The sequence below is a fragment of the Mediterraneibacter sp. ICN-202921 genome (assembly GCF_037890075.1).
Taxonomy (GTDB): domain Bacteria; phylum Bacillota; class Clostridia; order Lachnospirales; family Lachnospiraceae; genus Mediterraneibacter; species Mediterraneibacter massiliensis.
The window spans coordinates 24890-49626 of sequence record NZ_JBBKBE010000020.1 but is presented as its reverse complement, the minus strand read 5'-3'; the positions used below and the strand labels follow the sequence as shown (position 1 = coordinate 49626).

Annotated in this window: 20 protein-coding genes; 5 read left to right on the top strand and 15 right to left on the bottom strand. The window is 44.6% G+C overall.

Annotation, left to right across the window (positions count from 1 at the left end):
• Positions 1 to 31: 31 nt before the first annotated feature.
• The 13 genes from WKT01_RS12450 to WKT01_RS12390 form a co-directional block, all read right to left on the bottom strand.
• Positions 32 to 985, bottom strand: a complete 954-nt coding sequence (locus WKT01_RS12450) for a DNA/RNA non-specific endonuclease (protein ID WP_340312564.1) — start codon at positions 983 to 985, stop codon at positions 32 to 34.
• Positions 986 to 988: 3 nt separating this feature from the next.
• The gene (gene aspS / locus WKT01_RS12445; RefSeq protein ID WP_059070198.1) at positions 989 to 2776 is read right to left on the bottom strand and encodes an aspartate--tRNA ligase; all 1788 of its coding nucleotides are present in this window, start codon (positions 2774 to 2776) and stop codon (positions 989 to 991) included.
• 23 nt (positions 2777 to 2799) lie between these two features.
• A complete protein-coding gene (hisS, locus tag WKT01_RS12440; RefSeq protein WP_117975465.1) occupies positions 2800 to 4050 on the bottom strand; it encodes a histidine--tRNA ligase in 1251 nt (416 codons plus the stop codon).
• Positions 4047 to 5441, bottom strand: coding sequence for a coproporphyrinogen dehydrogenase HemZ (gene hemZ, locus WKT01_RS12435; RefSeq protein WP_340312563.1), 1395 nt, complete (start codon positions 5439 to 5441; stop codon positions 4047 to 4049). Before hemZ ends, hisS begins: the two co-directional genes overlap by 4 nt.
• Before the next feature lie 20 nt (positions 5442 to 5461).
• Positions 5462 to 6085: an MBL fold metallo-hydrolase gene (locus WKT01_RS12430; RefSeq protein ID WP_059070551.1), complete on the bottom strand. Its 624-nt coding sequence runs from the start codon at positions 6083 to 6085 to the stop codon at positions 5462 to 5464.
• Between the two features lie 14 nt (positions 6086 to 6099).
• Complete coding sequence (locus tag WKT01_RS12425; protein ID WP_340312561.1) at positions 6100 to 8406, bottom strand: RelA/SpoT family protein; 2307 nt, start codon at positions 8404 to 8406, stop codon at positions 6100 to 6102.
• A 104-nt stretch (positions 8407 to 8510) separates the two neighbouring features.
• Positions 8511 to 10223, bottom strand: a complete 1713-nt coding sequence (recJ, locus tag WKT01_RS12420) for a single-stranded-DNA-specific exonuclease RecJ (protein WP_340312560.1) — start codon at positions 10221 to 10223, stop codon at positions 8511 to 8513.
• 103 nt (positions 10224 to 10326) lie between these two features.
• Positions 10327 to 12594, bottom strand: a complete 2268-nt coding sequence (gene secD, locus WKT01_RS12415) for a protein translocase subunit SecD (protein WP_340312558.1) — start codon at positions 12592 to 12594, stop codon at positions 10327 to 10329.
• Positions 12581 to 14005 (bottom strand): thioether cross-link-forming SCIFF peptide maturase, encoded by a 1425-nt coding sequence (gene scfB / locus WKT01_RS12410; RefSeq protein WP_340312556.1) that lies wholly within the window; start codon positions 14003 to 14005, stop codon positions 12581 to 12583. The genes secD and scfB overlap by 14 nt, the downstream gene beginning before the upstream one ends.
• Positions 14006 to 14162: 157 nt before the next feature.
• Entirely contained in the window at positions 14163 to 14306 is a 144-nt protein-coding gene (gene scfA / locus WKT01_RS12405; RefSeq protein ID WP_059070209.1) for a six-cysteine ranthipeptide SCIFF, read from the bottom strand.
• A 92-nt stretch (positions 14307 to 14398) separates the two neighbouring features.
• Entirely contained in the window at positions 14399 to 14785 is a 387-nt protein-coding gene (locus WKT01_RS12400) for a TIGR04086 family membrane protein (protein WP_270395667.1), read from the bottom strand.
• 82 nt (positions 14786 to 14867) lie between these two features.
• Positions 14868 to 15413, bottom strand: a complete 546-nt coding sequence (gene spoVT, locus WKT01_RS12395) for a stage V sporulation protein T (protein ID WP_270395668.1) — start codon at positions 15411 to 15413, stop codon at positions 14868 to 14870.
• Between the two features lie 106 nt (positions 15414 to 15519).
• A complete protein-coding gene (locus WKT01_RS12390) occupies positions 15520 to 17151 on the bottom strand; it encodes a Na/Pi cotransporter family protein (protein WP_270395669.1) in 1632 nt (543 codons plus the stop codon).
• A 247-nt stretch (positions 17152 to 17398) separates the two neighbouring features.
• Here WKT01_RS12390 and WKT01_RS12385 point away from each other — a divergent pair, with 247 nt between their 5' ends.
• The 5 genes from WKT01_RS12385 to WKT01_RS12365 all read left to right on the top strand — a co-directional run bounded on the left by WKT01_RS12385 (position 17399) and on the right by WKT01_RS12365 (position 21808).
• Positions 17399 to 18040: a phosphate propanoyltransferase gene (locus WKT01_RS12385; protein ID WP_270395670.1), complete on the top strand. Its 642-nt coding sequence runs from the start codon at positions 17399 to 17401 to the stop codon at positions 18038 to 18040.
• A 28-nt stretch (positions 18041 to 18068) separates the two neighbouring features.
• Positions 18069 to 18986, top strand: a complete 918-nt coding sequence (locus WKT01_RS12380) for an AEC family transporter (protein WP_270395671.1) — start codon at positions 18069 to 18071, stop codon at positions 18984 to 18986.
• A 79-nt stretch (positions 18987 to 19065) separates the two neighbouring features.
• Complete coding sequence (locus WKT01_RS12375; RefSeq protein ID WP_416389126.1) at positions 19066 to 20199, top strand: MGDG synthase family glycosyltransferase; 1134 nt, start codon at positions 19066 to 19068, stop codon at positions 20197 to 20199.
• Positions 20192 to 20800 carry a glycerol-3-phosphate acyltransferase gene (locus WKT01_RS12370; RefSeq protein ID WP_270395673.1) on the top strand — a complete coding sequence of 203 codons (609 nt, stop codon included), beginning with the start codon at positions 20192 to 20194 and terminating at the stop codon, positions 20798 to 20800. Before WKT01_RS12375 ends, WKT01_RS12370 begins: the two co-directional genes overlap by 8 nt.
• Before the next feature lie 117 nt (positions 20801 to 20917).
• Positions 20918 to 21808, top strand: coding sequence for a YitT family protein (locus tag WKT01_RS12365; protein WP_270395674.1), 891 nt, complete (start codon positions 20918 to 20920; stop codon positions 21806 to 21808).
• Between the two features lie 19 nt (positions 21809 to 21827).
• On the opposite strand, the gene WKT01_RS12360 is transcribed toward WKT01_RS12365, so the two are convergent.
• Both WKT01_RS12360 and WKT01_RS12355 read right to left on the bottom strand, forming a co-directional pair.
• Complete coding sequence (locus WKT01_RS12360) at positions 21828 to 23879, bottom strand: ABC transporter permease (protein WP_270395675.1); 2052 nt, start codon at positions 23877 to 23879, stop codon at positions 21828 to 21830.
• Positions 23876 to 24640 carry an ABC transporter ATP-binding protein gene (locus WKT01_RS12355; protein ID WP_270395676.1) on the bottom strand — a complete coding sequence of 255 codons (765 nt, stop codon included), beginning with the start codon at positions 24638 to 24640 and terminating at the stop codon, positions 23876 to 23878. The genes WKT01_RS12360 and WKT01_RS12355 overlap by 4 nt, the downstream gene beginning before the upstream one ends.
• Positions 24641 to 24737: the final 97 nt, after the last annotated feature.

Here is a 24737-nt window from a genome sequence, read left to right as displayed (position 1 = left end):
TTTTATTTCATAGGAAATTGCTTTCTATTTCTTAAGGTTTACATCTTCCGCATGGTTTATATCCCTGCTCTATCAATGTTTCCCTGTCTGCAGTATACTCTTTTTTGTTCCTCTCTTTTATAGCAGACACACTGTCACAGTCCGGCAAGTGAAATCTATATGTGTTCTGATTGAGGACATACGTTTTTTCTGCGTCAGCTCCATCCATCTTCGCTTCTTTATCCGGCTGTTTGTTCCCTTCTTCAGAGACTGCTTCCGCTTTTTTGCTCTCTCCCGTCTGATAATCTATGTCAATATCCGGCTGCACATTATAGACATATACATTGAAACAGATGCCTTTGCCTTCATCCTCTACCGACTCTGCTTCCATTTGTACGCCTGAGGCGACCAAATTCTCCTCCTCAAACACAGGAGTCACACGATACAAGACATGATTGCCTGTCTCTTTTACATACTCCGCAACCTGTTCTTCAAAGGGCAGCATCCCCTCTGTATTCATATATCTCGTCCCTGTGATCAAGTTTTCAGGATTGGCATTTTCCGCCGTCAGCTGATACCCGATCAAATGGCACCTATTGTACAAATAATTTCCATCTATCCCTGCATACTTCACCGTATGCCATCCTGTCGGCTTTACTTGTCCGATCGCCCCACGTTCCTCTGTAGGCATCGTCTCTTTTCCTACACATGCCTGCACTGTCTGGCAGCGTCCGAGATCGTCCAGTTCTCCATAGTCTTCATAGGGTTCTGTGGTAAGTTCCTCTTTTGTAAACTCCGGTTCTCCTTGATCTATCTCTACGTAAGGCTGGTCTGTATATGCTGGGATATCCGCCAGCGTTACTGTCTCTTCCGCCGCTTTTCGCCCTGTCTGGAACTGCGAAGAAGATGTCCTGCCATCTTGCGGCAGTTGTCCGCAAGATGGCAATGCAACAGAAATAAAAAAGACAAGACATACGAACAGCCACTTCTCTTTTATCCTCTTCATCTCTTATTCTGCCTTTACTCTTTCAAGCCCCAGCTCGATCAGCTGTTTTTCATCTACAATACTGGGAGCTTCCGTCATCAGACAGGACGCGTCCTTCACTTTCGGAAACGCGATCACATCACGGATGCTGTCCTCTTTAGCCATCAGCATAACGAGGCGGTCCAGACCATAGGCAAGTCCTGCGTGCGGCGGGACACCATACTTGAAAGCATCCAGCAAAAAGCCAAACTGACTGTATGCCTGCTCCTTGGTAAAACCTAGTACTTCAAACATTTTTTCCTGCACGTCATCCTGAAAAATACGGACGCTTCCGCCTCCGATCTCATTTCCGTTGAGTACGATATCGTACGCTTTCGCGCGTACTTTCCCTGGGTCTGTATCCAGAAGCGCCAAGTCTTCTTCCATCGGCATCGTAAATGGATGATGCATTGCTGTATACCTGTTCTGTTCGTCGCTCCACTCTAAAAGTGGGAATTCTGTGATCCAGATAAACTTATATTCCTTTTTATCAAGCAGTTCCATCTGTTTGGCAAGCTCCAGACGAAGGGCGCCCAGGCTGTCCCACACGACCTTATTCTTATCTGCCGCAAATAAAAGCAGATCTCCCGGCTGTCCATCCATCGCCTGCACAAGCTGTTCCATTTCTTCCTCTGTCAGGAATTTTGCAAAAGAGGATTTCACAGTTCCATCCTCCTGGATCGCTGCATAGGCCAGCCCCTTAGCGCCATAATCCTTCACGAAGGCCGTCAGCTTGTCGATCTTCTTTCTTGGCATCGCGCCCTGCCCTTTCGCATTGATCCCGCGCACGCTTCCGCCGTTTTCAACAGCGCCTGTAAAGACACCGAAACCACAGTTTTTCACAACATCCGTGACATCTGTCAGTTCCATTCCAAAACGAACATCCGGCTTGTCAGAACCAAAACGATCCATCGCTTCCTGCCAGGTCATCCGCGGGATCGGCAGTGGAACATCTACATCCAGTACTTCTTTAAATACTTTTGCCAGCATACGTTCATTGACATCGATCACATCCTCCACATCTACAAACGATAATTCCATATCGATCTGCGTGAATTCCGGCTGCCTGTCCGCGCGCAGATCCTCATCACGGAAACATTTCGCGATCTGGAAATAACGGTCATACCCCGAACACATCAACAGCTGCTTGTAAATCTGCGGCGACTGCGGCAGACCATAAAAACTGCCAGGATGAATACGGCTCGGCACCAGATAATCTCTCGCTCCTTCCGGTGTACTCTTTCCAAGCATCGGCGTCTCAATCTCTAAAAAGCCTTCTTCAGAAAGAAACTGACGCACTAAGTTCGCCACCTGGCTCCTGAGCATTAGATTCTTCTGCAGATCCGGTCTTCTAAGATCCAGATATCGATATTTCAGGCGCACTTCTTCCCTTGTCTTTGCATTTTCTTCAATTGGGAACGGCGGTGTCTCAGACTCTGATAAGATGCGTAGTTCATGAGGGATGATCTCGATCTCCCCTGTAGAGAGATTTTCATTGACTGCACCCGAACGTCTCTGTACTGTTCCGACGATCGCTACCACGTATTCCGCGCGTAAGCCTGCTGCCTTATCAAGTAGCGCCTTGTCTGCTTTTCCTTCCTCGAATACAACCTGTATGATGCCAGAGCGATCCCTGACATCTACAAAGACCAGCCCTCCTTTATTTCTGTTCTTCTGCACCCATCCCATAATGGTAACTGTCTTTTCTATATCTGCTGCGGACAGTTCCCCGCAGCGGTGGCTTCTCTTCAGCCCCTGCATTGATTCTGCCATGATCTTTCTTTTCCTTTCTGTGCTTAATCTTTGTATATCTCTGTTATATCCGTGTATCCTTGTTCTTTCAGCTGTTCTTTCTGGAATTTTTTATTTTTCTTCATATTTACGAGCATGACCTGTTTTCCATTCATCCGCGCTTCTCTTGCCATTTCCAGAACCTTCAGGGTAGCTTCCTTTGAAAGATTTTTCTCCAATAAGAATACTTTCTTCTCCTTTCCGGATGGTATAGAAAAGCCGCGTTCCATGAGAAGCATTATGATCCGCTCAAAGCCAATGGAGAAACCAACAGCCGGCGTATCCTGACCGGTAAATTTTCCGATCATCTTATCATAACGTCCGCCGCCGCCTACCGAACCGCCGAACTCGTCCATTGCGATCTCAAAGATCGTTCCTGTATAGTAGGACATCCCACGCACCAGCGTAGGATCAAAACAAATCTTGAAATCCGCCTCTTTGGCGCTTTCTACACTTGTGATGATCATTTCCAGTGAAGCCGCCGCTTCATCCTCAAGAAAGCCCTGTAATTTTTCCTTGCACCAGCGAACGCCTTCCACATCGTTCTGGATTTCTTTAAATAATTGTAAATACTTATCCACCGCTTCTTTCGCATATCCACATTCCTCTAACTCTGCCGCCACGCCGTCGATCCCGATCTTGTCCATTTTGTCCAGAATAATAAAGACCGTCTCGTAGTCTTCCTCTTTAAAACCGCTGTATGCCGCCATCGCCTTTAAAAATCTCCGGTCATTGATACGGATGGTAAAATTTTTAAACTCCAATTTCCCCAGCAGACAGGTCGTTGCCAGGATAAGTTCTATCTCTGCCAGGCTGCCAGGTTCTCCCAAAATATCAATATCGCACTGCATAAACTGACGGAATCTTCCTCTCTGTGGACGATCTGCTCTCCACACATTTCCCATCTGTAAGGCCTTAAAAGGAGCCGGCAATTCATTCGCATGATTTGCATAATATCTGGAAAGAGGCACTGTCAGATCATATCGAAGTCCTCCGTCTGCCAGATCGGCTTCTTCTTTCGCTTCCCCGATCTTCAGCTTCTCACCGCGCTTTAAGATCTTAAAGATCAGCTTTTCGTTGTCTCCGCCCTGCTTGCTCAACAGATTTTCCAAATGCTCCACACAAGGCGTCTCAATAGAAGAAAAACCAAAAGATTTATAGGTTTCTTTGATCAGTCCGATCACATAATCTCTGATCTCCATTTCTGCAGGCAGCATATCTTTCATGCCTGTGACTGGTTTCTTTTTTAATGTCATAGCCATTCTTCCTTTCGTTCTATCATTTCATCAATACGTTCAATATATTCCGTAATATTCTTCACATTTGCGATACGGATAAGATTTGTTTCTTTTCCATTTTCCAATTTTCTCTTTTCCGGCAGTACGATCTTGGTCGTCGCTCCTGCGCCTGCCGCAAGGATCGTCTGTTTTTCTTCCATAATAAGTATATTGTATATTCCTGCTTTGTCAACCTTTGCGTACCCTACATTTTCAAAATTCCCCGCGATATTTTTCTGTCGATATAGATAATATGGCTCCATAGACATCCGTTTCGCAGCCTCTGCAGCCGCCTCCACCATAATCTCTATTTCCCTGCCCTGCATCTGGATCCGTCCTTCCTGTCCGAATTTCGCCGCTCTTTTAATGGCAAGTGCATGTACAGTCAGGCTGTCCGGCGAAAGCCGCTCGATCTGCCGCAGCGTATCTTTCATATCATTGGCATCTTCCCCCGGAAGCCCTGCGATCAGATCCATGTTGATATTATCAAATCCCACCTTACGTGCCAGATAAAAACTTTCTGTCACGTCTTCGGCGGTATGCTTCCTTCCTACCAGCTTAAGCGTTTTTGTCTGCATCGTCTGTGGATTGATGGAAATACGCGTCACCGGATAATTTCGCAATACCTGCAGTTTTTTCTCTGTGATACTGTCCGGGCGTCCTGCCTCCACCGTATACTCCATGCAGCTTTCCATTGGAAAGCTCTCCGCAACGACAGACAAAAGCCTGTCAAGCTGAGAGGCAGACAGTGTCGTCGGTGTACCGCCGCCGATATAGACGGTATCCAGTTTTCTATCAGCCGCCATCCTTCCCAACGCCCGTATTTCTTTACACAGCGCCGCAAGATAGGCATCTGTCCTTTCACGCCACTGATCGATAGGAGAAGAACTAAAAGAACAATAAGAACAAATACTTGGGCAAAAAGGAATCCCTACATAAAGACTGAAGCCCTTTTTCGTATCTAGTTTTCTTAGCAATCCTCTCTCTTTTTTTGCGATCGCCACTCCCAGACGAGCCTTTTTTTCACTGATGAAATACGTCTCTTTCAAATACCTCACCGCCTCGTCCTGCGTATTTCCCGCTTCGATTGCCTGCATAGCCAACTTCGTCGGACGCACGCCCGTAAGCATTCCCCAGGCAAGCTCTCTGCCTGTCATTTCTGACAAATGCCGGTAAACACTACGAATCACATTCTCTTCTTTTTCTTCCCTGCGGACACAAAAAGAAGAGCCTCCATCTGCACTGAATTTCACAAGAGGCTCCTGGTTCTCATCTACCTGCTGCACAATTTCTTCCTGCGGGAAAAATGCCTTTACAAGATGATACACATTATACGTATATTTGTTTTTCTGACTGCTTATTTTAATCATCTGTGCTTCCTCTGCCGCATCTATCTCACAAACGGATTGTATGCTTTTTCATATCCGATCGTTGTGGTTTCCATATGTCCCGGGAATACTGCCGTCTCATCCGGCAGCACAAACAGCCTTTCTTTCACGGAACGGATAAGCTTTCCAGAACTTCCGGTGGGAAGATCTGTCCTCCCGATGGATTCTTTAAACAGCGTATCTCCTGAAAAAAGTACTTCTTCCTCCGGAAGATAATAGCAGCATCCGCCAATGGTATGTCCCGGTGTATATAAAACGTGTATCTTCACGCCTGCAACACTACGTTCTTCGTTATCTTTTATATACTGCGCCTGCTTATATGTATAAGCACTTCCATAGGAAGAAGACGCGTTTAACCCGGCATCTTCAAGCAGTTTTCTCTCTTCCTCAAAGGCATAGACTGGAACCGGAAACAAAGCCGTGAACCAGTCAATCCCCATGATATGGTCAAAATGACCATGTGTCAAAAAAAGCGCTTTTATCCTCAGTCCTTCTTCTTTTATATACTCTGCCATAGGCGTAGATTTTCCTGCTATATCTACGACAAACGCCTCTTTCGTTGCAATGTTGCTCACAATGTAGCAGTTTGTCCCTACGATTCCTGTTACAAAATTCTTTATCTGTATATGTTTCATTCTTTCTACCCCGCTGTCCGCTCAATATCTATAACACCGTCAAGCTGCCTCAATTTCTCTGTTACGCGGTTCATCTCCTCTCGGCCGTGTACAGTAAATCCCACATCCAGCGTCGCCGTGCCCTTCTTACTGGTACGGACATTCATAGACTTAACATCGATCTTTGCCTCCGTAAAAATGCGGGATATATCCATCAGAAGTCCCTGCCGGTCAGCCGCGTACATCTTCAGTTCCGCCAAATATTGCCCGCCGCTTTCCTCCGCCGCATTTTCTTCCCATTCAGCATCGATCAAGCGCTCCCTTTCTTTATCTGTCAGATGGAGCATATTGATGCAGTCTGTACGGTGAATGGACATGCCTCTTCCCCGTGTTACAAAACCAACGATCTCATCACCCGGCACCGGATTACAACATTTTGAAAAACGCACTGCCATATCATCGATCCCTTTGACGACGATCCCGCTTTTTGATTTCGCAATATGCACCTTCTGGTTGTTGGCCTCGGATATTTTTTCCAGTATCGTCTCATCTGTGATCTCTTTTTTATGGTCTTTTTCATATTCTTCCAGCAGACGATTGACAACCTGCCCTTCCTTCAGGCCCCCATGCCCGATCGCTGCCAGTACAGAATCCCAGTCTTTAAAACCGTATTTTTTCTGTACGATCTGCTGATACTGCGGCTTGATGATATCTGCACTGCTAAAACCTTTTGCTTTGCAGTAGGAGACGATCTGCTCTTTGCCTCGGATGATATTTTCCTCTTTAAACTCTCTTTTAAACCACTGATTGATCTTGTTTTTCGCCTGTGTGCTCTTAACGATATTTAACCAGTCTCTGCTTGGGCCTTTGGAATTCTGTGAGGTCAGTATCTCTATCCTGTCTCCGTTTTGTATCTTATAGTCTATATTTACCAGTTTTCCGTTGACACGCGCCCCGACCATTTTGTTTCCTACCGCACTGTGGATAGAATAGGCAAAATCGACCGTCGTAGACCCGTTTGGCAGATTCTTCACATCACCGTTTGGCGTAAAGCAGTAGACATCCTCTGCAAACAGATCCAGATCGCCTTTAAGCAGACTTAAAAACTCCCGATTATCTGACATATCTCTCTGCCATTCGAGTATTTGGCGCAGCCAACTTAACTTTTCTTCTTCTTGCGCCTTCATACTCTTTGTTGTGTCGCCGCCCTCTTTATATTTCCAGTGCGCCGCGATACCATACTCCGCCGTCTTATGCATTTCCTCTGTCCGTATCTGGATCTCAAACGGCTGTCCCGACGGTCCCATCAGCGTCGTATGAAGGGACTGGTACATATTCGCCTTAGGCATGGCAATGTAATCTTTAAACCGTCCCGGTATCGGCGTGTACATCTCATGGATCACTCCGAGAGCCGCATAACAGTCCTTCACAGAATCTACGATAATACGCACCGCAAACAGATCATATACCTGGTCAAGTGTTTTATTCTGATTGACCATTTTCTTATATATACTGAAAAAATGTTTGACTCTGCCATACACTTTTGCCTGGATATGCGCATTCGTCATATGGCTGGATACTTCCTCCACGATCTGCTGTACGAACTCTTCCCGCTCTGTCTTGCGTTCGTTTAACTCTTTTACCAAGTTATAATAGACTTCCGGCTGTGAATATTTTAAGGATAAATCATCTAATTCTGTCTTAATTTTAGAAATACCGAGCCGCTGCGCGATCGGCGCATATATATCCAACGTCTCCCTCGCTTTTTCTTTCTGCTTCTCGGGTATCATGAATTCCAGTGTACGCATGTTGTGGAGACGGTCTGCCAGTTTGATGATAATAACACGGATATCCTTTGCCATTGCCAAAAACATCTTACGCAGATTTTCTGCCTGTACTTCCAGTTTATCTTTTGCATAGGATAACTGTCCCAACTTCGTAACTCCGTCCACGAGCAGAGCCACCTCTTCTCCAAACTCCCTGACAACTTCCTCCAGCGTCATGTCCGTATCTTCTACGGCGTCATGGAGCATTCCTGCCACGATCGTCTCTTTGTCCATCTCCAATTCTGCAAGAATGATCCCAACCCACAATGGATGGATGATATAAGGTTCTCCCGACTTGCGCACTTGCTCTTTATGCGCCGCTTTCCCGACAGCATATGCCTTTTCTATCATCGTAATATCTGCCGACGGATGGTATTTTCGTACTCTTGCGATCAATGCCTGATATAATTGTTCAGGGTCTTGATAATCTTCAGGCGCTTTTACCGCGTGTCCGTCTACAATCTCCAGATTTCTGTTCAACAGCTCATATTCCAGCGTACCTGCCATATCAATGCCCCCTTTCTCTGATAGTTATCTGATAGGTACAGTGCCCTTATGTATGGGCATTGTTATTTTTTAGTATAGCATTATTCTCACAATTTTCAAACATTTTATTGGTAATTGACGATCGTGATCTGCTTTGTCCGCTCTCCCCTGAATTCATTGATCGTAGGATAATAGGTCACAGAAAGAGTCTGTTTCTCCTGCATTTTGTTTAAACATGCCTGTACATCTCCGAAATACACCGCATCTAAACGATTCCCTTCTTTATCTTCTAAAATACATTTGAGTACATTCTGATTTTTCCCAAAAATCCGAGGTCTTAACGCTTTTAGCCCCTTTTCTGCAAAAAGAGGTCTCGTGTTGCCTTTTCCAAAAGGCTCCAATAATTCCAACTCTTCTATGAGCTGTTCTGTCACATAGGTAAAAGGCAGCCGCATATCTATAGACACCTTCATCTGCAGGTCTTCCTCACTTAAATCTGCCAATGCATTGATCGTCTGTCTGAATTTCTCCACATCTTCCTCATGCAAGGATAAACCGGCCGCCAGCTTATGCCCGCCGAATTTTGTAAAAAGGGAACGGCATTTGCACATCTCTTCAAACATATGATAACTTTCGATCGAACGGCCAGAACCTTTTACCCCCTCTTCTGCCTTGGTCAAAATAAATGTAGGACGATAATATTTCTCCTTGATACGTCCGGCAATGATCCCCGCAATACTTTCATGGCAGTCCGGCAGATAGACCACCAGCACTTTATCATCTTTCAGATCACTGCTCTCTATCTCTACTATCGCCTGTTCTACTCCTTTTTCTGTCATCTCTTTGCGGCTGTCATTCAAAGCCTTCAAATCCTCTGCCAGCATGACCGCCTCTCTGTGCGTCTTTGCTTCCAGCAGTTCCAGCGCACGCTTCGCCGTATCCAACCTGCCGCTGGCATTCATACAGGGACCAAGTACAAAGCCGATATGATAGGCGTTTAAACGTTCCGCCGGAATACCGGTACAAGCGATCAGCGCTTTTAAGCCCTCATTTTTTGTTCTTTTTAACATTTCCAGCCCCTGCTTTACAAAGATACGATTCTCTCCAATCAGATCCATCACATCTCCGACTGTGGCGACGGCAACATTTTCCATCAGATAATCCATATCTTCTGCATCCCGTCCCATCACATTATACAATGCCTCTACCAACTTATACGCAACTGCTGCCCCACACAAGCCTTTAAATGGATACGGACAGTCCGTTCTGTGCGGATCCACCACCGCATCCGCAGGAGGAAGCATATATTCCCGTTCTCCGCCAAGCTCTGCATAGGGTACCTCATGATGATCAGTTACGAGTATCGTAAGCCCCTTCTCTTTCCCATAGGTAATTTCTTCTTTCGCCGCAATCCCATTATCACATGTAATAATCGTATCGATCCCGTCCTCCAACGCCCGGTCGATCAGCATACGGTTCAAACCGTATCCATCCTTTATCCGATCTGGAATATCGGTATCTACGTCGGCTCCTAAGCCAGACAGGCCTTCTTTCAATATATAGGTAGCGTTGACTCCGTCAATATCATAATCGCCGATAATACGTACCGCCGACTTTTCCCTGATCTTCTCCGCAAGGATCTCCACAGCTTTATCCATGTCTTTCATCAGCATGCCGTCGTATAGATCCGCAATCGTCCCATTTAAGTACAGATCGATGTCCTGTTCAGAGATCACCTCCCTGTTGCGTATCAGTCTTGCTACGATCGGGGAGATATGATACCTGTCTGCATTTTTTTGAAAATCCGCCTTTTTCATGGCTATAAACCATTTCTCCATAAGTGCCTCCTTCAACAAATGCCGGGGTATAAGGAGACAAACTCCTTCATACCCCGGCATCCTGTTTTATCCCGCTTCTGCAGTCTTTTTGAGTCCTGCCGGATTATTTCTTTTTCCCTGTTTTTGCCGGTATATTCTGTGTTTTCTTTCCGATACGCGTCTTCATCACATACCACAGTGATCCTGTCAGGCACACAGAGGTATATGCGCCGCAGCCGATTCCCACCATAAGCGGAAGCGCAAATTCCTTGATAGAACTTACTCCCATAACATACAGAATAGCTACCATGATAAAAGTTGTAAAAGTCGTATAAATACTTCTTGTCAATGTCGCCGTAATACATCTGTTCACGAGCAGGGCAAGATCTTCTTTTCCTTTTGTCCTAAGTTCTTCCCGGATACGGTCGAAAATAACGATCGTCGCATTGATCGAATACCCTACGATCGTCAGCATACACGCGATAAACGTATTTCCCACAGAAACTCTCGCAATCGCATATACAGCCAATACTACCAGTACATCATGCAGAAGAGCCAGCACGGCGCTGGTCGCAAACCGGATATCTTTAAACCGGAACCAGATATATAAAAGCATACAGATCGTCGCGATAGTCACTGCAATGACTGCGTCTGTCCGCATTTCCGAACTTACGGTAGAACTGATATTTTCGGATGTGATCCCTTTTTCTTCATTGACGCCAAAATCCTCTGTCATTACCTGATTAAATGCTTCTCGCTTTTCCAGAGACAATGTTTGGGTCTTGAAAATCACCTGGTTCGTGCCCTCCACTTTCTGTACCTGCACATTTTTATCGCCTGTCACGTCTTCTAACTTCGGAACGATCTGGCTGTCGATCTCCTCCAACGTATATTCTTTATCAAAGGTCACTGTCGTGGCAGTACCGCCTTTAAATTCCATACTGTAATTGAGGGCTCCCTCGCCTTTTCCTGCGTATATTCCCATAAATACGATGCCTGACAGGCACAGGATGATCGATATAATAAAAAATACTTTGCGTTTTCCGATAAAATCGATCGGCTTTCTGGCAGGTCTTGGGCGTCCGTATACTTTGGCGCTGCGTATTCCGGCCGCATACAGTGAATAAATGATCAATCTTGTGATCACCAGTGCAGTAAACATGGATACGACCACGCCAAGCGCCAGAGTCTGTGCAAATCCCCTGACTGTACCGCTGCCCTTTAACCACAGTACCGCCGCTGCGATAAGCGTCGTGATATTTCCATCCAGGATGGCAGACATTGCCTTGTGGAAACCTGCGTAAAGCGCAGATTTGACCGCTTTTCCCGCCGTCAGTTCCTCTTTGACACGTGCAAAGATGATCACGTTCGCATCCACTGCCATTCCGATTCCCAGAATGATTCCTGCAATCCCCGGCAATGTCAGTGTAATGTCAAACGCATTTAAAAGAACTAAAATCAGTTCTGTATAGATCAAAAGCGCCAGACTGGATGCCAGTCCTGGAAGGAGGTATACAATGATCATAAAGATAAATACAACTGCCAGTCCGATAGCTCCCGCCTTTAGACTGGTGCTTACCGCCTCTTCTCCCAACTGTGCGCCTACTACCTTCGAACGCAGTTCTTCCAGTTCCACATTGAGTCCGCCAATACGTATCGTAGATGCCAGACTGTCCGCTTCTTCATATGTCATTTTTCCTTCGATGATCGCCTGCCCGTCCTCAATGACAGCATTAACTCTGGGCACACTGATCAGTTCCCCGTCATAGTAGATGGCGATCGTCTCACCGGCCTCTTTTGCCGCCTTTGTCGCATCAGCAAATTTTTTGGTTCCTTCTTTATTAAAAGAAAGCTGTACAACATTTTTCATCTCCGACGTCGTATTGTCCTGCTGTGTTCCGGCGGAAGCACTCTTCACATCCGATCCTGTCAACAGGATGGAACCGTCTTTTTCTATCTCTTCTATAGATTTATTCAGCACGTAGTTGCCTGCAGAATCCAATGCGTAGTTTGCTGTCCCTTCTGTATCTTTCTCTCGGATAAAATACAGGGAGCCCGGCTGCCCCAATTCATCCAAGATTGCATTTGCATCTGTAACTCCCGGTATCTCAATGCTGATACGGTCGTCTCCCTCTTGATAGACTTGTGCCTCTGTGCTGTACTGTTCCACACGTCTTTGTAATTTATAGATCGTATCTGACATATCTTCTTCAGAAGGTTTCTCGCCCTTCACCTGATAGGTGATGCTCACGCCGCCTTCCAGATCCAGACCCAAATTGATATTCTTCGCCGCGCCGCCGAATTTTCCGAGTCCAAATATGGTCGTATATCCCAAAAAAATCATAAACGCCGCAATGATAAGCAGAGTACCGATACCTTTACTTTTCTTCATGCTTTCCATTCCTTTCTTCCTGGTCAGCCAGCGCTGCCTTTATCATAATTGCACATTCCACACGTTTTCTCTCCATCTCGCAGCTCACATCATACGTATCATGAATCGTATGGTGGAATTTATAAGAGTTTGCCATGCATCCTCCGCTGCAATAAAATCTGGCAAAACAATCCCGGCATTTTTCCTTCGAATACACGCTGCATCCCCGGAATTCTTCCGCAATCTCGGGATGTGTGATCCCCTCTTCTACGTTCCCCATCAAGAACTCTTCATTTCCCACAAACTGATGGCACGGATACAGATCTCCCCACGGAGTCACCGCCAGATACTCCGTACCAGAACCGCATCCGGACAGACGTTTTGCCACACAGGGACCGCCCTCTAGATCTAACATAAAATGGAAAAAGGTAAAACCTCTTCCTTCGCGTTCCCTATCCACCATGATCTTTGCCAGTTTATCATACTCAGCAAAGATCCGAGGCAGATCTTCTTTTTGTATCGCATATGCGTCCGTATCTTCTCCTACCACAGGTTCAATCGAAATCTGCTCAAATCCAAGATCTGCAAAGTGAAGAACATCTTCAGAGAAATCCAGATTCTCCCTTGTAAATGTCCCGCGGATGTAATATTTCTCCTGATTTCTGCTCTCAGCAAGTTTCTGGAACTTTGGCACGATCAGATCATAACTGCCTTTGCCGTTTCTAAACGGGCGCATTTTGTCATTGACTTCTTTCCTTCCGTCCAGACTTAACACTACATTATCCATCTCGCGGTTTACAAACTCCTGCACTTCATCGTTAAGAAGTACGCCATTTGTCGTTAATGTAAAGCGAAAATGCTTATCATGGTTTTTCTCCAGTTCACGCCCATACGCCACGAGCTGTTTCACGACTGTCCAGTTCATCAAAGGTTCTCCGCCAAAGAAATCCACCTCCAGATTCCGTCGGTTTCCTGAATTTTCCACAAGAAAATCCAGCGCCTTCTTTCCCACCTCATAGGACATCAAGGCTCGTCTTCCATGGTATTCCCCTTCCTCTGCAAAACAGTATCTGCAGGCAAGGTTGCAGTCATGGGCTATATGCAGGCAAAGTGCCTTCACGACAGTCTTTCTTTTTTTCACTTCCCCGATATATCCTTCATAAATATCCTGTGTAAAGAGCTTTCCCTCTTTTGTCAGTTCTGTCACTGCCTCTAAAATCTCTTTTATCTCGCTTTCCGGGTACTTTCCCCCCAGATGTTTTGTTAAATTGTACAGTGTATGCGGCTGCTTTAATGTCTGTTCTGTATGATCCGGATTTTCTTCTTTTAGTATTTCGATCACTTCATAAGCAGATTTATCTACTACATGTACAGAGCCGCTGTTGACATCTAATACAATATAATATCCATTATTCTGATACTGATGAATCACGATATGTATCTCTCTTTCATTTCTAAATTCATTATTTTCCTATTATGCGCCTAAAGGAAAAACTCTCTCGCCTAATAACAACGCTAAGGCAGCGGTAAACGCCGCTGCCTCTTTTTTTCCCTTTTTCTTCAGCCAAAAGCAAAAGCTGCTGTTATACTTATTTCTTATGCTCACATGTCTGATTTCCTACTGTGCAGGATGTCTTACATGCTGACTGACAGGATGTCTGGCACTCACCACATCCGCCTTTTTTTACTGTATGATTCAAAGTCTGTGTATTCAGTGTCTTAATGTGTTTCATTTTCTCTCCTCCTAGTTCATACGGTGTCTGTCTGCACCTGTTATTTCGTTATTATACCATACTGTTTTTAGTTTTTAAACCCCTTTTTTCTCTCAGGAAAGCATTCCGCCAAGCATGCCGCCTCCCGCACACAGAAGGCAGGTTGTCAGCATATTCTGCCACTCTGACTGCAAAGTGTGGTAAACGCCAAGGGAGATCAAAATCAAAAGCACAAAATAGAAAACACCTGCAAGCATCCCCCAAATAAATTTCCGGACACCTGCAAGCTTCCCGATCATAAAACCGCCTGCAAAAGTGGACAATATATAAATACCCACGATCCCTGCCGTCACTTTTCCCTCATCAAGATCCAGCTTGTATAAAAGCAGCGTCAGAATAAACAGTAAAATACCTGTTACAACATACGCGCATAAAAGGGATTTCAGCAGCCAGAGTAATTTTGTCTCCACGCTTCGGCTGTTTTTTGTATTCTTTTCCATCTCTTTCCTCCTAGAATCTGCATAGTTTTGCCCAGACCTTCTGTCTGTTTCTACATCCTATGCCTGTTCAAGGAGTTTTATGCTATTGCTCCATCTGCCTTCCCAGGAATTCTGCCGCACTCTGCGCTACCTTACATTCCACTTCCCCGAATTTTTTCTTTTCTTCTTTTCTGAGAAATACGACGGATCCTATCACATCTCCCTCACATAAGATCGGACTGATGATCTCCTCTATATATTCTTGTGTTCCTGCCGTAATCGCCGCAAATTTTGTACTGCCCGCCTTTTCCGTAACCTGGACACGCTGCTGCAGTACGTGTTCCAATTCCTTGGTAATATAGGCTTCTTTCAGTTCTTTCTTCCCATTTCCTGAGACAGCTACGATCTGATCCATATCTGTGATACAGACAGTACAGCCCATCGTCTGCGCCAGACTTTCTGAATACAGCCTGGCTAATGTCCCCAGTTCTCCGATAGGAGAGTATTTTTTTAGGATGATTTCGCCTTCCCTATCTGTAAAAATCTCCAGTGGATCTCCTTCTCTGATCCTCAGAGTTCTTCTTATTTCTTTCGGAATGACCACCCTTCCCAGATCGTCGATCCGTCTTACGATTCCTGTTGCCTTCATAAAATTTCCTCCATTTTACATTCTTACATTTTATCCTGACTACACCGCATCTGGTAACTTTTGCAGATACAAGTAGTATCTGTAAATCAGAGGAAAATATACACATTTAGCTTCCCATTTCATCGTACTGCTGGGCAATATTTTTCACATGATCTCCCAGTCTCTCAAAATCCGTTAAAATCTCTGTAAAGATAATCCCCGTCTGCGGCTTACATTTACCTTTTTTAAGCCTCTGCATCTGCTTTTTAAAATATTTGTCTCTTGTATCATCGATTTTTTGTTCGATCGCAGACGCTTTATTCAGCACATAGCCTGCTTGCTCTAGCCGGACATCTTTTATGATATCTAATGCCGCAAGACATTGTTTTTTCATGTCATCTAGTTCTTCTAGTACATTCTCGGAAAACTTCAGTTCCCACTTTTTCAGATCATCCGCATATTCAGCAAGGTTCACCGCATGATCCCCCATTCGTTCCAGATTACTGATGATCACATAAAAACCATTCATCTGTTTTGAATCTGAAAACGATTTTTCATTTCCCATCATAGAAACAATATATTCTGAAATACCTCTGTTTAAATAATCAATATATTCTTCTCTTTCCGTTACCTTTTTCCGTGCTTTGTCATCGTATCGGATAAGTATATCGTAAGCGTCGTTGATATTTTTTGCAACCATATCTCTCATTCGGCTGACCTCATCATGCACCTGTGAGATTGCTACCGCTCCCTGGCCAATCGCATAAGTGGAATCAAACGGACGGATATATTTTAAACAGTACTCCTCATCTTCCTCCTTTTTGCTGTCCGGGAGGACTCTGACTGCGATTTTTGCCATATATGTCCCAAACGGAAGAAGAAGCAGCGTTGTCACAATATTGAATGTAGTATGTACATTTGCGATCTGCGACACAGGATTCCCTGGAGTCATGGCTTCCATCCAGGAGACAAAAGGCGTTGTCAGACAGATAACAGTAAATAAAATGGACCCAAAAATATTAAACATCAGATGGATGACCGTTGTTCTTCTGGCATTGACTTTCGTACCAATGGAAGCCAGCACAGCTGTGATACACGTACCTATATTCTGCCCGAACAGTACATATACCGCACTGGAGAGAGGGATCATCCCCGTACCTGCAAGTGCCTGCAAAATACCCACAGAGGCAGATGAAGACTGAATGATCGCTGTAAACACAGCCCCGATCAAAATGCCCACCAGCGGATTCTTAAAATTCGTCATAAATTGTAGGAATGTCTCCGAATTCTGAAGCGGTTCCATAGCCGCTCCCATCATATCCATTCCCATGAATAAAATCCCCAGCCCTGCAAAAATGCCGCTGATATGATGCACCTTTTCACTTTTGATAAACATAATAGAAGCTACACCGCCGATTGCGAAAAGCGGAGCGATCGCTCCTATATCCAGCGCAATAAGCTGTCCTGTGATCGTAGTACCAATGTTGGCTCCCATAATGACCCAGACAGCCTGATTCAGCGTCATCAGACCAGAATTCACAAAGCCCACGACCATTACTGTCGTGGCTGAGGAGGATTGGATCACCGCCGTGATAGCGGCACCTACGAGTACCCCTTTGATCCTGTTGGAAGTCAGTCTTTCAAGGATTGATTTCATCTTATTTCCTGCCGCCGACTCCAGCCCATTGCTCATCATCTGCATTCCATACAGAAATAAAGCGAGACCTCCCAACAGGGAGAGTATATCTTTTATTCCCATTTCATTTTCTCCTTTGTCTTTCCTTTCATGTTTTTACACACGTATCTCAAAAATAACATGCCATAATCTCCCCGACAATCTGACTTTATCTTTTCTTAGCAAAATCTTAACATATTTTTTACACAAAAGTCACCCCGTATTCTTCTCTTACTTGAAAACATAGTATGATTCTGCTAGAATTGAAAGAGTTATCCAGTATGCAAACTCATACCGGCATAGTAAAGATTTTTTACCAGCAGGAGGAAATATGAACTTAAAAATTCCAATCGAGACATCTGCAAGACATATCCATCTGTCACAGCAGGACTTTGAAATCTTATTTGGTCCTGGTTCCCGCCCTACCTTTTTCAGGGAATTGAGCCAGCCGGGGCAATATGCCTGCAAAGAACGTCTTACTGTCGTCGGGTCGAAAGGACGTTTTGAAAAAGTCATCGTTCTTGGTCCCTGTCGTTCTCATACGCAGGTGGAGATCTCGGTTACTGACGCACGGCGTTTAGGCATTCCCAGCGTCATACGCCAGTCTGGAGACCTGGATGATACGCCAGGCTGCCTCCTCATCGGACCCAGCGGCAAAGTACAGCTTGAAAAAGGAGTGATTGTCGCAAAACGACATATCCATATGACTCCTGTAGATGCAATACGCGCACATGTCAAAGATAATGATATTGTCTTTGTCATTACGACCAGCTATGAACGTTCCCTCATCTTTTCCGATGTGGTCGTCCGGGTCGATCCTTCTTTTTCCCTTGCCATGCATGTAGATACAGACGAGGCAAACGCATTCGCGAATGAGGACCATCCTACAGGGGTTATTTTAAAACTATTCAACGGACATACTTACAGTCTCCAGACCTGGGCTGATGAGCTGCAGGCTGGGATCGACCGCTGATAAAGAAGAGGGGGAAACCTTTTATTTTATGTTTATACTAATATTTAGTCAACTTCTGAAAATGTTTTTTATCATGCTGCTGGCTTTTATCTGCTATCGTATCAAGCTGGTAGGGCAGGAAGGCAACCGTACTGTGTCTAATCTACTCCTTCTTGTAGTCAATCCCTGTGTTATGATCACTGCATTTCAGACCGAGTATGACCCTAAACTGATACATGGACTCCTGCTTGCTTTCCTTGCGGCAGCTGTCTCACATATCCTCGCTGTGTTTGCCGCGAACCTTCTTGTTCCTGCAAAGAATAATCCGGATTACTGTATCGAGCGTTACAGTGTGGTCTATTCAAACTGTGGTTTTATCGGGATCCCATTGATCCAAAGTGTGCTCGGTGACAAAGGCGTGTTTTTTCTTGCCGCTTACATCACGGTTTTTAATCTTTTTTCCTGGACGCATGGCTTAAGCCTTATGAAAAAGGAGTTCAGCCTAAAAGAACTCCGGGAAGGCATGCTCTCTCCTGTTGTACTTGCGACAGGTGCCGCCTTACTGCTGTTTTTTGCCCGCATAGCGATTCCCGAGATCCTTCTGGATCCTATAGAGTATATCGCAGACATGAACACTCCGCTTGCCATGATGGTTGCCGGTTTTTCTGTCGCACAGGCAGATTTAAAGAAATTGTTCTCTACTTTTAAAATATACAGAGCCGCTGTTTTGAAACTTATGGCAGTTCCTCTGCTGACTCTTGCAGCTCTTTTCTTATGTAAGATGCCTCATGATGTGGCATACACTGTTTTGATAGCTGCTGCATGCCCTACCGCTACCACCGGAACAATGATGGCAATCCGTTATGGGCAGAACTATACCTATTCTTCGGAAATTTTTGCATTTTCCACCCTTGTATCCATTTTCACCATACCTGTTGTTATTTTTTTCGCAGGCTTTGTGATATGATCAGATAAAAACAGGGCATACTGCATACTGTTCGAAGCAACCACAGATTTATGGACATAGAAATGAGACCGACTATATGATGAATGTATTGATTTTATCTTGTAATACAGGAGAAGGACACAATTATGCCGGCAAGGCACTTAAAGAATGTATTCTCTCTCACGGTGACAACGCAGAGCTCGTAGATATTATGCTCCTTGCCGGGAAACGTATCTCCCGTCTGGTAGGCGGCAGTTACATCGGAATTGTCACCCATGCTCCCAGACTGTTCCAGCTTCTTTATAAAGCCGGCACACTTGTCAGTTCTAAAAAGAGAAAATCTCCCGTCTATTATGCAAATACTCTCCTCGCAGAACGACTGAAAAAATATCTGGATTCCCATCCCTGTGATGTTATTGTGACCGTCCATCTTTTTGCCGCAGAAACACTTACCTATATGAAGCAAAAAGGGATGTTGAAACAAAAAGTCGTCGCCGTGGAAACAGATTATACTTGTATCCCTTTCTGGGAGGAAACAAACTGTGATGCCTATATTATCCCTCATGCCTCTCTCGCAGAGGAATTTACAAAAAAGGGGATCCCCGCTCATAAATTAAAACCCTATGGGATACCGGTCAGAAAGGCTTTTGCAGATGCAGGCAGTAAAAACCATGCGCGAAAAATCTGCCGTATCCCCGAAAACGCCCATGTTTATCTGATCATGAGCGGCAGTATGGGATTTGGAAAGATTCCTTTTTTTGTAGCTGAACTGCTGAAGACTCTCTCCGTAAATGAATATATCATTGTCATCTGCGGAAATAATAAAAAGCTGCGCAAAATACTCCAGAAATCTTTTCAAACTCAGGAAAATATACGTATATTAGGCTATACCGAACACATCTCTGCCTACATGGATGCCAGTGACGTCCTCTTTACAAAGCCCGGCGGTCTTACCAGCACAGAGGCTGCCGTCAAGGAAATCCCGATCGTCCACACGCGTCCGATCCCTGGGTGTGAAACACGAAATCTGGAATTTTTCACGACGCATGGTCTCTCGCTTACATCACGAAGATTTCACGGACAGATCTGCGCCGGACAAAATTTGCTCCGGGACGAGGAGTTGAAGCATGCAATGTGCGCCGCCCAAAAAAGAACGATCGCAAAAGATGCCGCGCAAAAAACTTACCAGCTTCTGCGTGAATTTACAGAAGCAGCAGGAGGATCACATGTCTGATTATATTTTTTTCATGATCATCGGGTATCTCTCAGGAAGTATCCTTTATGCGTACATCATTCCCAAGTTTTTCTGCGGGATTGATATACGTCAGATAAGTAAAGATAAAAATCCAGGTACCTTCAATGCTTTTTCCTGTGCCGGCATCAAGGTCGGTATCTTTGTCTTACTTTTAGAGTTAGCCAAAGGATTTCTTCCTGTCTTTCTTGCTGCACGCTTTGTCTCTTATCGTTCCTCTTTATTTTGTCTTATCATGGCTGCTCCTGTCATCGGTCATGCTTTCCCTTTCCTGCATCCCAGACAAGGCGGCAAAGCTATCGCTGTGTCTTTCGGCTGCCTTATGGGGCTGTATCCGTTCCTTACTCCTCTGTTGTATCTGATCGTTTTCTATCTCCTATTTTCTGTGATCATTATCATAGAACCTCATCTGTTCCGCAGCATCATCACATTTTTCTGTTTTACTGTCTCCTGTATCCGCACACTGCCAGTTCGTTCTTTTATATACGGGTCTATCCTCATCTCTGCCACCGTCGTCTTGAGACACCTTCTCAGATATAAAAAAGAACGTCTCCAGATACGCTTTCTGCCGTACTTCCGATAAACGTTCCTTTCTTATAAAAAATCTCCGTTTTTATATTGTACCGCAGTCTAGAACCTGTTATAATACTTAATAGTTTTTATAGAAAAATTCTGTCAGGAAAAGGAGAGCTGTTATATTATGTCATCAAAATTTTCTGCTGCTATGCGGCGCATGGGACTCAACGGAATGGGATATGCCACACTTGGTTCTGTAATGTTTGCCTTTGGGCTCAATGTATTTATCACGCCCTTGTCCCTATACAACGGCGGTTTTATGGGTATTTCCCAGTTGATTCGAACGTTTTTCTTACAGGTATTTCATCTATCCTTCGGGCAGACGGATATTGCCGGGATTATTTATCTGCTGATCAATCTTCCGCTGATCTATCTGGCATGGACAATGGGAAAAAATTTTTTTATACGTTCTATCATCACGATCCTGATACAGACTGCGGCGCTGACTTTCATCCCGATCCCTATTGAGCCGATCATTGATGATTACCTGACTGCCTGCATTATCGGAGGTATTATTGCCGGCAGCGGTTCCGGACTCATTCTGCGCGGAGGAAGCTCTGGAGGCGGACAGGATATACTTGGATTATACTTTACGAAAAAATTCCACAGTTTCAGTGTCGGGAAAATGTCCTTACTCATTAATATTTTTGTCTATGGTATCTGTCTTGTCATGTTCAATATCGAGATCGTCATCTACTCGCTTATTTACGGTGTCGTATATTCGATCGCATGCGACAGAGTACATATCCAGAACATCAATATGAGTGTTATCATTTTTACTAAAAAGGAGGGTATTCCCCAGGCGATCATGCAGCAGACTGGACGCGGCGTCACAAACTGGGATGGAGCAGGCGCCTATACAAACGAACATTCTTCCATCCTCTTTGTCGTCATATCGAAACATGAAGTATCTACTATCAAACAGATTGTAAATGGAATCGATCCCAATGCCTTTATGGTATTTAACGAAGGCTGTTCTGTATCCGGCAATTTCATCAAAAGACTAGATCCATAAGGATCTAAAAAAGAGCGTCTTACTGACGCTCTTTTTTTCCGCTTACAATTGTATAGTATCCCCTAGAAGTCACAATATAAACGACTATATAAAATATAGCAAAGACAACATAACAAATCCCCGTAATACATAGCAGGAGCTTTTTATCTGTAATTGCGAACAATAGCAGCATTTTTGAAATCAATGGAAAAGCAAATGCTATATGCACCCCGGCCATAACAAGTGGAAGGAAAAATACCGTCAATACCTGTGAATTAACGCTCTGCCTGATTTCTTTTTGTCTCATCCCTACCTTTCTTAAAATCTCGAATCTGCCCTGATCTTCATATCCTTCCGATATTTGTTTATAATACATGATCAGCACTGTGCCAAAGATAAAAATGGTTCCCAGCAAAATCCCCAAAAAGAATAATCCACCATATAATCCATAGAACCAGGCGCGTTCCTGTTCAATTCCCTCCACTGTCACCGGCGGAAAGGAATCGTCTTGTTCCCCATATCCGAATATCCGCTCTTCGATCTCCTTTTTGATCGCAATCTGCTTTTCCTTATCACAACTCAGATCGAATCCATAATATACATGCATATAGGATTTATTTTTTCCATATACGGCCGCCTGCCCGTCGTACAACTGCTGTATCACCTTTTCATCTTTTACAAATATAAACAGAGAGGACATCACCTGCTGTGCATCGATACCATTGGCTACAAATTCCGGCACCGCCTTTTTCACCTGCCAGGTACCCATACCATCCAGCGTAATGGTATCATGCCCGTAACCGGAAGTTTTCCCGCTCCGGGGCGCTTTTGTCATATAGATCATGACTTCATCCTCTTTTAATGTCTCCGTCTTTTCCATCAGACGATTATAATCTGCCAGAGGAATGATAAACAACTGTCGTATATCCTCAAACATATCTACCCCAGCCTCTATGCTCGCCGGATCCAGATAGATCGTATCCCCCGCCTGGTATCCTGCCATATCCAGCATCGTGTACTGCAGTATATGTTCCTCCTTTTCCTCATGTTCCTCCAGGACCGCGGATACTGTCTCTTGAATCCTATTCACATATGTTTCATCCTGGGAATACATATCCACTACAATATCCCTTGGGTACCTTCCTCTCAAACTATCATCGGCGCCGATATACAGACACGCTGTGGAGGAGATCATCACCAATACCATAGTAGAAAGAATACAGATAGATGCAAGCCCTGCTCCGTTTCGTTTCATCCGATATACCATGGAAGAAAGAGAAACAAAATGTTTCGTTTTATAATAGTAACTTTTATTCTTTTGCAAAAGTCTGCAAAACGCCACAGAACCGGTAATGAATAACAGATAGGTTGCAAAGATCACCATAACGACCGCCACAAAAAACCACATCATCGCCGTAATCGGTTCCTCAATATTCAGCGCGATATAGTATGCCCCGACAAGCAAGATCGCACCAAAGACAGCAATCACCCAATTCGCCTTGGGCGGTTTTTCCCCCACACTTTCACTCTGCAGCAGTTCTACCGGACGGGAACGGTAAATGTGTACGAGCATGCGCAGCATGATCAAAAAGAACACACCTGCAAATAAAAGCACTGTCATTCCGATCGCTTTCGGCTCAATATGCATGGAAAATCCAAACTCTCCACCTATGAGCCGCACGCAGAGAAGATCGGCTGCTTTAGACAACAGAAAGCCACTGACAAGTCCGAGCGCAAGGGACACAAACGCTGTCAGAATATTTTCCCATATGAGGATCTTTGTAAGATTGCGTTTGCCCATCCCCAGTATATGATAGAGACCAAACTCTTTTTTCCTTCGCCGGATGAGAAAAGAATTTGTATAGTACAGAAAAATAAGAGAAAAAATACCTATAACGCCGCATCCGAAAGAAAGGGTGGACTGCATCGCCTCTCCCCCCGGTATGGTTCTGAATTCTCCGCTGTATGTCAGAAAACAAATAATATAAAACATCATGATCATACAGATACAAGTCAGAATATAGGGATAATACAGTTTTTTATTTTTTCTTATGCCTGTCACTGCAAGTGTACAATAGAATCCTGTCTTCATCGTACTTCACCACCTGTCGCCAGTATCGTCAATGTATCTGAGATCTTCTGATAGAGCTGTTCATCAGTCATGCCTCCTCTGTAGATCTGGTGGAATACTTCACCGTCTTTGATAAAAAGTACGCGCCCTGCCTTACTCGCCGCTTTTACAGAATGTGTCACCATAAGGATCGTCTGCCCTTTCTGGTTAATTTTCGCAAACAGCCCTAATAATTCATCTGTGGATTTCGAATCCAGCGCTCCTGTAGGTTCGTCAGCAAGAACCAGCTTAGGATCTGCGATCAGCGCTCTTGCCACTGCGCAGCGCTGCTTTTGTCCCCCGGAGACTTCATAGGGATATTTATGAAGCAGTGCCGTGATCCCCAGTTCCCCGGCAATCGGATCTAACTTTTTTTTCATCTCCTTGTAGCGCTTTCCTTCTAATACAAGAGGGAGAAAAATATTATCCTGTACGGTGAATGTATCCAGCAGATTAAATTCCTGAAATACAAAGCCTAGATTATCCCTTCTGAATTCGCTGATTTTCTCGTCCTTGACAGAAGAAAGCGCTGTTCCTTCCAGGAAGACTTCCCCTGCCGTCGGTTTATCCAGGGCTGCCAGGATATTTAACAGCGTAGTCTTACCGGAACCGCTCTCCCCCATAATTGCCACATATTCTCCTTCTTCCACCGAAAAAGAAACGTTGGAGAGGGCCTGTACCTGGTTGCCTCCAAAACGAGGCTTATATATTTTTTTTAGATTTCTGACTTCTAAAATTGCCATTGTGTTATGTCCTCCTTACTTGTTCTGAAACCAGTATAGCAAAGCGGTCATAATGCCGACATCGAAATCTGTGACATTATAACCGCTCCATGTGACA

Bases quoted from the DNA above. Each gene is read 5' to 3' on its own strand.
- aspS (WP_059070198.1), bottom strand. From the start codon at position 2,776: ATGGCAGAATCAATGCAGGGGCTGAAGAGAAGCCACCGCTGCGGGGAA.
- WKT01_RS12355 (WP_270395676.1), bottom strand. From the start codon at position 24,640: ATGGCAATTTTAGAAGTCAGAAATCTAAAAAAAATATATAAGCCTCGT.
- scfA (WP_059070209.1), bottom strand. From the start codon at position 14,306: ATGAAACACATTAAGACACTGAATACACAGACTTTGAATCATACAGTA.
- WKT01_RS12360 (WP_270395675.1), bottom strand. From the start codon at position 23,879: ATGAAGACAGGATTCTATTGTACACTTGCAGTGACAGGCATAAGAAAA.
- recJ (WP_340312560.1), bottom strand. From the start codon at position 10,223: ATGGAGAAATGGTTTATAGCCATGAAAAAGGCGGATTTTCAAAAAAAT.
- hemZ (WP_340312563.1), bottom strand. From the start codon at position 5,441: ATGATTAAAATAAGCAGTCAGAAAAACAAATATACGTATAATGTGTAT.
- WKT01_RS12390 (WP_270395669.1), bottom strand. From the start codon at position 17,151: ATGGGAATAAAAGATATACTCTCCCTGTTGGGAGGTCTCGCTTTATTT.
- WKT01_RS12450 (WP_340312564.1), bottom strand. From the start codon at position 985: ATGAAGAGGATAAAAGAGAAGTGGCTGTTCGTATGTCTTGTCTTTTTT.
- secD (WP_340312558.1), bottom strand. From the start codon at position 12,594: ATGAAGAAAAGTAAAGGTATCGGTACTCTGCTTATCATTGCGGCGTTT.
- WKT01_RS12400 (WP_270395667.1), bottom strand. From the start codon at position 14,785: ATGGAAAAGAATACAAAAAACAGCCGAAGCGTGGAGACAAAATTACTC.
- WKT01_RS12375 (WP_416389126.1), top strand. From the start codon at position 19,066: ATGAATGTATTGATTTTATCTTGTAATACAGGAGAAGGACACAATTAT.
- WKT01_RS12365 (WP_270395674.1), top strand. From the start codon at position 20,918: ATGTCATCAAAATTTTCTGCTGCTATGCGGCGCATGGGACTCAACGGA.
- spoVT (WP_270395668.1), bottom strand. From the start codon at position 15,413: ATGAAGGCAACAGGAATCGTAAGACGGATCGACGATCTGGGAAGGGTG.
- WKT01_RS12370 (WP_270395673.1), top strand. From the start codon at position 20,192: ATGTCTGATTATATTTTTTTCATGATCATCGGGTATCTCTCAGGAAGT.
- hisS (WP_117975465.1), bottom strand. From the start codon at position 4,050: ATGACATTAAAAAAGAAACCAGTCACAGGCATGAAAGATATGCTGCCT.
- WKT01_RS12385 (WP_270395670.1), top strand. From the start codon at position 17,399: ATGAACTTAAAAATTCCAATCGAGACATCTGCAAGACATATCCATCTG.
- WKT01_RS12380 (WP_270395671.1), top strand. From the start codon at position 18,069: ATGTTTATACTAATATTTAGTCAACTTCTGAAAATGTTTTTTATCATG.
- WKT01_RS12425 (WP_340312561.1), bottom strand. From the start codon at position 8,406: ATGGCAGGTACGCTGGAATATGAGCTGTTGAACAGAAATCTGGAGATT.